This window comes from Endozoicomonas sp. SESOKO4, assembly GCF_024606275.1.
Genome location: NZ_JAHHPS010000610.1, coordinates 1 through 8,850 on the forward strand (window position 1 = coordinate 1; position 8,850 = coordinate 8,850).

Annotated in this window: 7 protein-coding genes; 5 read left to right on the forward strand and 2 right to left on the reverse strand. The window is 47.2% G+C overall.

Features of this window, described 5'->3' with window-relative positions:
* The 3 genes from zipA to KDK16_RS11895 form a co-directional block, all read left to right on the forward strand.
* Positions 1-711 (forward strand): cell division protein ZipA (zipA, locus tag KDK16_RS11885; RefSeq protein ID WP_257276282.1); only part of this gene is annotated, 711 nt, incomplete at its 5' end.
* A 109-nt stretch (positions 712-820) separates the two neighbouring features.
* Positions 821-2,863, forward strand: a complete 2,043-nt coding sequence (ligA, locus tag KDK16_RS11890; RefSeq protein ID WP_257276283.1) for an NAD-dependent DNA ligase LigA — start codon at positions 821-823, stop codon at positions 2,861-2,863.
* Positions 2,864-2,893: 30 nt separating this feature from the next.
* Positions 2,894-3,448 (forward strand): hypothetical protein, encoded by a 555-nt coding sequence (locus KDK16_RS11895; protein ID WP_257276284.1) that lies wholly within the window; start codon positions 2,894-2,896, stop codon positions 3,446-3,448.
* A gap of 30 nt (positions 3,449-3,478) precedes the next feature.
* Here the strand turns inward: KDK16_RS11895 and KDK16_RS11900 are convergent, their stop codons facing one another.
* Both KDK16_RS11900 and KDK16_RS11905 read right to left on the reverse strand, forming a co-directional pair.
* Positions 3,479-4,915: a hypothetical protein gene (locus KDK16_RS11900; protein WP_257276285.1), complete on the reverse strand. Its 1,437-nt coding sequence runs from the start codon at positions 4,913-4,915 to the stop codon at positions 3,479-3,481.
* Between the two features lie 178 nt (positions 4,916-5,093).
* Positions 5,094-5,378, reverse strand: coding sequence for a hypothetical protein (locus tag KDK16_RS11905; RefSeq protein WP_257276286.1), 285 nt, complete (start codon positions 5,376-5,378; stop codon positions 5,094-5,096).
* 171 nt (positions 5,379-5,549) lie between these two features.
* Between KDK16_RS11905 and KDK16_RS11910 the strand changes: the two genes are divergently transcribed.
* Both KDK16_RS11910 and KDK16_RS11915 read left to right on the forward strand, forming a co-directional pair.
* Positions 5,550-7,295: a hypothetical protein gene (locus KDK16_RS11910; protein ID WP_257276287.1), complete on the forward strand. Its 1,746-nt coding sequence runs from the start codon at positions 5,550-5,552 to the stop codon at positions 7,293-7,295.
* A gap of 550 nt (positions 7,296-7,845) precedes the next feature.
* Positions 7,846-8,850 (forward strand): hypothetical protein (locus KDK16_RS11915; RefSeq protein ID WP_257276288.1); only part of this gene is annotated, 1,005 nt, incomplete at its 3' end.

An 8,850-nucleotide genomic window follows, 5' to 3' on the forward strand; every position in this document is an offset into this window, starting at 1 on the left:
CCGGAAGTTCAGGAAAAATCAGAGCCCTTACCGGTTCTGACTCAGGTTGATGAAGTACCGGAAGTGCCTTCTGTCGAGCCCGGATCCAGAGTAAAAGAGCCTGTTTCCGGTGTTGAAGAACCTGCACCCGTGCAGGAAAGTTTTACTTTTAAGTCTGAGTTTGTTGAAGAACCCCAGGCCGCTGTACCCCCCACATTTGCAAAGACCAAGCCCGCAAGAACTGAGAAAAGTCACCGTTCTGTCAATCAGGAAAAGCTTGCAGACCGTCCTGCAGCCAGTGAAATCCTGGTGATCAATCTGCTGGCAAAAGGTGGTGAAAACTTTGACGGCGCAAGGTTGCTCCAGAGTCTGATGGCTTCAGGCATGCGCTACGGCGATATGTCGATCTTTCACCGTTATGCCAACAAGGATGGAACCGGACAGATCCTGTTCAGCATGGCAAATGGGGTAGAGCCGGGCACTTTTGATATTGGTAAACTGGAATCGACTGATACACCGGCTGTCAGTGTTTTTATGGGATTGCCCGGACCCCGTGAGCCACTCAAGGCGTTTATGCTGATGGAAGAAACTGTACGACAGTTGGCGCTGGATTTGGGTGGAGAACTAAAAGACGAACACTTCAGTGTACTGACGCAACAGACACTGGAGCATTATCGTCAGCGTATTCGCGATTTCGAAAGAAAACAGTTAACCCAGAAGCTGGCTGACTGATCCATCTCTACCTCTCATTAATTTTTATCCTCCCCCGGTCTATCGGGGGCTTCAGTGTACAGGCTCAAGGCGGTTTAGAATCACTCAGGACCGTTTAAGTAACAGAATCATGACCCAAACTACCCTCTCTCTTAAGGAAGCTCAACAGCAAGCTCAAGGGCTGCGAGAGCAGATCAATGATCATAACTATCGTTACTATGTTCTGGACGATCCGATCATTGCCGATGCCAGTTATGATCGGCTGATGCAGCAGCTGAAGTCCATCGAAGCGGATTTTCCCGAGCTGATTACACCTGAATCACCCACCCAGCGAGTGGGTGCTGCCCCCCTGAAAGTGTTTGGCCAGATTCGTCATGAACTGCCCATGCTGTCGCTGGATAACGCGTTTAACGAAGACGATCTCAATGACTTTGACCGCAGAGTCCGTGAGCGTTTGGGCACCGATTCAGCAGTAGAATATGCCTGCGAACCCAAACTGGATGGGATTGCGGTCAGCCTTTTATACGAGAAGGGGGCGCTGATGCGAGGTGCTACCCGTGGGGATGGTACGACTGGCGAAGATATCACTCTGAATGTTCGCACCATTGCTACTATTCCTCTGAAATTGCTGGGTGAAGGTTGGCCTGATCGTCTGGAAGTTCGTGGTGAAATCTTTATGCCCAAGGAAGGTTTTGAAAGGCTGAATAAGAGAGCTAAAGCCCGGGATGAAAAAGTGTTCGTTAATCCCCGCAATGCAGCAGCGGGCAGTCTGAGACAGCTTGACTCGAAAATAACGGCGAAAAGACCTCTGGATATTTACTGTTACAGTGCCGGTGTGGTTGAAGGGGGTGAGTTGCCTGACAGGCATGCGGATATTCTTGAGCGTTTTAAAACCTGGGGCCTGCGGGTCAATCCGGAGCTGCGGGTAGTTAAAGGGGCTGCTGCCTGTGCTGAATACTTTTCCAGAATGAGTGAGAAGCGCGAAGCTTTGCCCTACGAAATTGATGGTATTGTTTATAAGGTCAACCGTCTGGCCCTGCAGGAGCAACTGGGTTTTGTAGCTCGTGCTCCCCGATGGGCCGTTGCCCATAAGTTTCCTGCCCGGGAAGAAATGACCCTTTTGAAAGATGTGGAGTTCCAGGTGGGCAGAACAGGTGCCATTACGCCGGTTGCCCGTCTCGAGCCGGTCTTTGTGGGTGGGGTCACCGTCAGCAATGCAACCCTCCATAATATGGACGAGGTGGCACGTCTGGGTCTGAAAATAGGTGATACCGTTGTGATTCACCGGGCTGGGGACGTGATTCCAAAGGTGGTTCGGGCTATTCCCGACCGAAGACCAGCTGATGCCAGAGATATTGAATTGCCTGAGCGCTGCCCGGTGTGCCATTCAGACGTTGAAAGAGATGAAGACGAAGCAGCAGCTCGCTGCACTGGTGGTCTTTATTGTTCGGCCCAGCGTAAGGAGGCCATCAAACACTTTGCTTCAAGGAAAGCCATGGATATTGATGGCCTGGGTGATAAGCTGGTGGATCAGTTTGTCGAGAAAGGTCTTGTGAATACTGTGGCTGACCTTTACAAACTCGGAGCAGAGCCTATTGCATCCCTTGAGCGAATGGGCAAAAAATCAGCCACCAATCTGGTCAATGCCTTGAAGGCCAGCCAGAAAACGACGCTGGCCAGATTTATCTACGGACTGGGCATTCGTGAGGTAGGTGAAGCGACTGCTCAGAGTCTGGTGGCTCATTATCGTGATCTTGAGGCGATCAAGTCAGCGACGGTCGAGCAGTTACAGGAAGTGGATGATGTCGGTCCTGTCGTTGCTGCTCATATAGAAACGTTTTTCAAGCAGGAGCATAATCTTGAAGTGATGGATGAACTGCTGAAAGTTGGCGTGCACTGGGATGAAGACACCGGACAGGAAGAGGATGTGGATCAACCCTTACAAGGTGAGGTTTGGGTGCTGACAGGAACCCTGCACACTATGACCCGGGATGAAGGCAAGGCCGTATTACAGAAAGTGGGCGCCAAAGTTACCGGCTCTGTCTCAGCAAAAACCACGGCGCTCCTGGCTGGAGAAAAAGCGGGCTCGAAGCTGACCAAGGCTCAAAATCTTGGTGTTCGTGTCGTTACAGAAGATGAGTTTATTGTTTTGATGCAGCAATGGGGAGTCTGATACGTGAAACGGGGACTGGCACTGATCATAATGATAACAGGATTTCTTTTTCTGACCGGCTGTGCCAGCACAACACCGCCTGCCAATCCCCATAACTTATGCAGTATTTTCAAAGAAAAGCGTAGTTGGTATCGACACGCTAAAAAAGCCAATGAAAAATGGGGGACTCCCATTCAGATCATGATGGCTATCATGTATCAGGAATCCTCTTATCGTCATGATGTCAGACCCCCCAGACCCTGGTTCCTGTTTATTCCATTGCCCAGAAATTCATCAGCCTACGGCTATGCCCAGGCCCAGGATGGCACCTGGGAAATGTACCTGAAAGAGAACGGTGGCTGGTTCAGGGGGCGGGATGATTTTGAGGATGCCATTGATTTTATTGGCTGGTATACCAACAAGACCCGTCGTATTAATGGTGTCTCTCTATGGCGTGCTGATTTGCTCTACCTGAATTATCATGAGGGTTGGGGTGGCTATAAGCGTGGGAGTCACAAGAAAAAGCCCTGGCTGTTGAATACGGCTAAAAAAGTCGACAGTCGAGCTTCAAACTACGGTGCCCAGCTTCGACGTTGCAGGCTCTGAACAAGAAGCCTATTGTCACTGAGATGTTGACTAATACATCAAAAATAACTGACCATCAAGGCTGAATAGCCGACCATCAAGGCTGTCCAGTCCACTCAAAGGATTGATCATGGAACCATCGATAGACGTCCAGGTATTGAAAACCTGGCAGACTGTCGGTGAAGTGGGCGTTACCACGGCACCGGTTGAATCCGCAGTGCCTTCACACTCTCCTGCCAATGGTAGTGGATCAACGGCTTTCAAGCCGTATTGTTTTGGTCGCCACCACCATGAAGGTGGATATTGTCGCCACGGATTGGCTGCCTGAAGATGGTTACAGGCCAGGGCCAGTTTAATGTGTCCTTCGATACCTATAGCTGTACTTTTTGAGCGTATCCGATTGCCTGCCAGATTAAAAAGGGGAGGTAACAAGTTGACTTTTGTATCATAATTACCCCTGAGAAAGAAACCATCTCTAAAACGAGCCGGTCTCGTTGAGAGAGGTTTCTTGCCCAGCATATTGTTGTTGATATCAACCGTGTTTCTGAAAATATCCATACTGCTCCCAGCCGGTAGGTAAAAGTCACCCGCGTGTGCCATCTCTCCCTGGAATATATTTTCAATAACAGCGATCTTCTGTAACTGCTGCGTACCGGCATAATAAATATCTATCCCTTTAGGAACAATATCACTCCCGTCGTAGAGTATGGATTTACCTATCATGACGTTATTGGCAAACTGCAGGCCCGAACCCTGGTTCACCGATGCATCAAGGGATCCTGCGCAAGAGAGGAAAAGTCCGGCCCGTCTGACAGACACATAAAACAGGTTATTTTCTACAATCAGTTTCCGGTTATAACAACCAGCATAAATAATAGAAAAAGCCCCCACATTGTTCTCAGGTCCAACGGGCTGGAAAGTAACATGCCTTATGTGACTGTCTCTCGTTTTATCGAAATCGTACATGTCATCAATCATGACCATAGACAGATCTTTAAAACCTGCGTCAACTCTGATAACTATTTCAAAACCGTCGTCTGCTGCACCAATGATGTCCTGACCGTCCTTCAAAACTATTCCTTTATTAATAAGATACTCAATCGGGGTTTTATCCACCGGAGGGAGAGAGGATGTAGAAGTAGAAGACGCAGTAGACACAGTCTCGGAAGAGAGCAGGATAACAGTGTTCTCAGGAGCCCGTTTGATCGTCTCACTCAGATCCTCTGTCGGATCAGCAGCGAGAACAATACACTGTCGTCCCTTGACAAGTTCTACGTACTGGCGTAGCCGCTGCTGAACCCCCGGCGTTTGTGCTGGAAGAGAGTCACACAATACTGTCGGCAGAGGAGGATAGGGTGCTATAGAAGAAGAGGTTGAAGCTGGAGAAGAGTTGACGTTTGGAGATTGAGTCGTCCAGGCTTCTGCAAACAAAGCCATTAACAGGAATAAAGGGGCGACTAACCGGGCTAATAAATAGTGTTTCAGCATGATCATGCTCAGAACCCTTTGAAGCAATCGACATGAAGTCTAGACTCTGTATTTATACTTAGCCATCAAAAAAATTGTTCCATTCAGTGCTGTAAAAACTTTTCAGAATTTAATAAAAAAACCTTCTCCATTGGCAACGTTTACACATTGATTTCAATCACAGATCTCCGGGTAGATATTAAGCCCCACCCACGGCACAAAAACCTAATCTTGTTCGTCCTGAATAACCATCTCGTGCAGGGTGTTCAAGTCTGGCACTATCTGCCCGGAAGTCGAGCAGCTTCTTCGTATGTGAGAGCAGAGCCTTTCCTGCATTCATCAGGGATAAAATGATATTACCAAACAGCCGGGTTCCACTTTTCATCGCCTTACGCGTCGAGATTTCTTCAATCCAGCTCACTGCGCCAAAGCTGCCACTGCAGTCCAAATGTGTCGATTCGCTTGGATCGATTTTTGCTGACATACAGTACCATTTGAACAACGAAAGTTCCGAAGGAGGGAGGCTTGTTTCTTAAAGTGGAAAGCTTTGCCTTTATTTATGAAATATCTGGTCTAAAGTTGCTCGGGCTGTCTTAAAAAGGATTACAACGATAAGGAATATCTGTTTCGATTTTTAAATATTAGAAAGATTGAAATGATGAATACCTTAAGATCCGGGTTGGTAGTTGCTCTATTCTCAGCGGTTTATTGCTTCCCCTGTCATGTTTACGGCACGGGTGAGTCAGCGGGCAGTGATGTATTTACAGAAGTTTCAAGTTGCTCTGAATTAAACAGTCGTGCTGACAGGGACGTGTGCAGGCGTCATTTACCTGTTCTTAAAAATCTCATCAGGGAGAAAAGCAATCAGTCATCTTCAACAACTTGCCCGGCTATTTCCCGGAATGCGTTCTTAAGTACTTGCACAGACACTCCTCCAGGCTCTAAAGCGGTCAGGATAAGAAAAATATCCGCTACAACAAACAGACTGGGGCATGAGGTTTTTAGAACCATCCATCCGACCTTGTTTATCTTTGATGCAGAGCAAACGTCTGGAAATGGACAAGCTGCCGTTTATGAATTGCCAATGACCGGGCGTAGCAGGCACTTTTCCATAGGTTTCAGCAGTTTTCAGTTACCGGATAACTCTGCTTTTGTGGGGAATCGCATCGATATTCTGCCTGAGTTTGTTATTAAGGGACACAGCTGGTTCCATTACGTGATGTCGGCACCCCATAATGATTCTGTTTATTATCTGGCGAATATCAAGGTCGATTCGAGAAATCCTCTGGATACAGGCAAATCATTCACAGCAGTTGCCACAGTGCCTTCTGTCTCACCCCCGAGAAAACCACGTTATGTACCCGGAGGCGTTCTGAATCTCCGGGGTGCGGGTATCTTTGTTGCAGACAACATCAAGGTGGTGCTTGATCCGGTGGATAATCAGGTAGCGATCAAACTGGTAGAGTTGGGATGTACTGATCATGGTGATGGGAGAGGAACAGAAGAGAGTTTCGTCTATCGATTTATGCATTCTGAATTTGATCTCCTGCAAGGTATACAGAAATCAACACAATATCAAAATGCTGCGCTGACTGTTGATTGCTTTCAGAATAAAGGGCAAGTGCAGTTGACCATGAAAAACACTAAAACCGTCATATCCTTACCCACTGAAACGGCAACGCCTGCACCATTGAAAAGCAGTGGTGTGTTGTTCGATATGCACTTATGGCATAGAGAAAACGTTCTGCACCTGGTTGATTCTACTTATAACAGCATTGTTGATCAGTTTGGCAATGATCTATGCGCCGAGTCAGCCAATCCATCGGACCTTTTTCTCTATATGGGAGGTATCTCGGGTGGCAGGTACTGTTCTGATACTAAAGTAATCCAGGGAACATTCGGATTAAAAGGCAGAGACGAGGCATGGGGCTTGACAGGCGTTGATCAGGCTGATTCGCATAGATGTTCGACTGAATTGGCTAAACGTTACCAACTAGGATTTGCTTCAGTGAAGGCAGGGTCTTCGGCGAGATTTGATGCTGCCTGTAACTCCCCTATGCCGATATCCGATTCTACAACTCAATCACCCCACGTTACTGATACAGGTGCTATGGCTATGAGTAATACTGGCAGAAAAAGATTAAAACCAGGGCAGATAGTGTCTGCAGGTATTGGTGCATTGGTTGTGAATCAGGCCATTACCCATAGCTGGTTCTATTTTTCAAAACATATCAGGCAAGCCTCGGTAAGATACACCAGCCAGATGTTAGCTGCTACTTTAGGTTTGGGCATTCCGCTAGTCCAGCTGATTGAAGTGGTTAGAGATCTCCGGCCATATAAACGTAGATGCGGGTTATACACGAGGCCATCGAGGTGTGTCACATGTCTGAAAAGAGAATGAAATCATACACTGCTGTGTTCAGGTAATCCGCAGTAAAGCTGGCTGTTGTGTCGGGTAAACCGGTGACAGAAACTGCCGGATAGCTTGGGGTTAACTTACCGGCTTTCTCGTGATAATACCTGTCAGAGACTTGGGGCTCATTTCCTATTGCTGAAGACATTGCCTTTCTTTATCCAATTTCCGGTCTAGGATAAATAACGACTTTTCAAAAAGGATTGTCACGGCAAGGATACATCTGTTTTGGCTTTCAAATATGCGGCAGAGTGCAGTTATGAATAGCTTTAGATCGGGCTTGACGGTTGCTCTATTGTCAGTAGTGTTCGCCTTTTCTTGTCATGTTTTCCCCGCAGTTGGGCCAGCGGACAGTTCTGCATATACAGAGGTTTCAAATTGTTCTGAATTAACCAATTGTTTCGATAGGGAGGTGTGCAATCATCATTTGTCGGCTTTTAAGGCTCTCATCAGGGAAAAGAACAATCGGGCATCTTCAACAACAACTTCCCCGACTACGTCTTCAAATATTTCTCTACGCAGTTCTCCGAATCCTTCAGTGACTCCTTCATCAATCCCTGAAACAGTTAAGATAAGAAAGATATCGAGTACAACAGAAAAACTGACTCATGAGGCTTTTGAAACCATCTGTCCAACTTTGTTTATCTTTGATGCAGAGCAATCGCCCGGACAGGAACAACCGGCCGTCTATGAATTGCCATTGTCAGAGCCCGTTTCTGACAGCCATAGAAGAGTCAACAGTTTTCAGTTACCGGACAACTCGGCTTTTGTGGGGAACGGAGCGGATATCTTGCCTGAATTTGTTATTGAGGGAGGCTTACAGCGTCACTACGTGATGTCGGCAACCCATAATAATGCTGTCTATTATTTGGCGAATATCGAAATCGATTCCAGAAACCCTCTGGATATTGGTGTTTCATCAGCCACTGCTTCCTCAGGATATCCCGTTACAACCCCGACCACACAGGATTATATACCGGCGGGTATTCTGAATCTGAGGGGCGCGGGTATTTTTGTTGCAGTCAACATCAGGGTGGTGCTTGATCCAGCGAATAACGATATGAGGATCAGGCCGGTAGATCTGGGCTGTAGCAATCATGGTGAGTTTGGCACAGAAGAAAATTTCGTCTACCGATTTTTGCACTCTGAGTTTGATCTTTCACAAGGTGTACCAGGATCAACAGACACTCAAAACGCTGCACTGAATGTAAGATGTTTTCAGAAAACAGGGCAAGTGCAGTTGACTATGAAAGACACTAAAACCGTTATATCTGTACCCACTGAAACGGATACTCCAACACCCGACGCACCACAGAGCAGTGGTGTGTTGTTCGCTATACACTTATGGCCCAGAGAAAACGTTCTGAGCTTTGTCAATTCTACTTGTAACAGCGTTGTTGATCAGCTTGGCAATGATTTATCCATTGACTCAGCTCATCCGTCGGATCCTGATCACTATATGGGGGGCGACTTTGGCAATTACTGTCATGGCATCAAAATGATGAATGGGGCATTTGGATTAAAAGACAGAGAGCAGGCATGG

Excerpts from the sequence above, each read along its gene's own strand:
- ligA (WP_257276283.1), top strand. The coding sequence starts at position 821 with ATGACCCAAACTACCCTCTCTCTTAAGGAAGCTCAACAGCAAGCTCAA.
- KDK16_RS11895 (WP_257276284.1), top strand. The coding sequence starts at position 2,894 with ATGATAACAGGATTTCTTTTTCTGACCGGCTGTGCCAGCACAACACCG.
- KDK16_RS11900 (WP_257276285.1), bottom strand. The coding sequence starts at position 4,915 with ATGCTGAAACACTATTTATTAGCCCGGTTAGTCGCCCCTTTATTCCTG.
- KDK16_RS11905 (WP_257276286.1), bottom strand. The coding sequence starts at position 5,378 with ATGTCAGCAAAAATCGATCCAAGCGAATCGACACATTTGGACTGCAGT.
- KDK16_RS11910 (WP_257276287.1), top strand. The coding sequence starts at position 5,550 with ATGATGAATACCTTAAGATCCGGGTTGGTAGTTGCTCTATTCTCAGCG.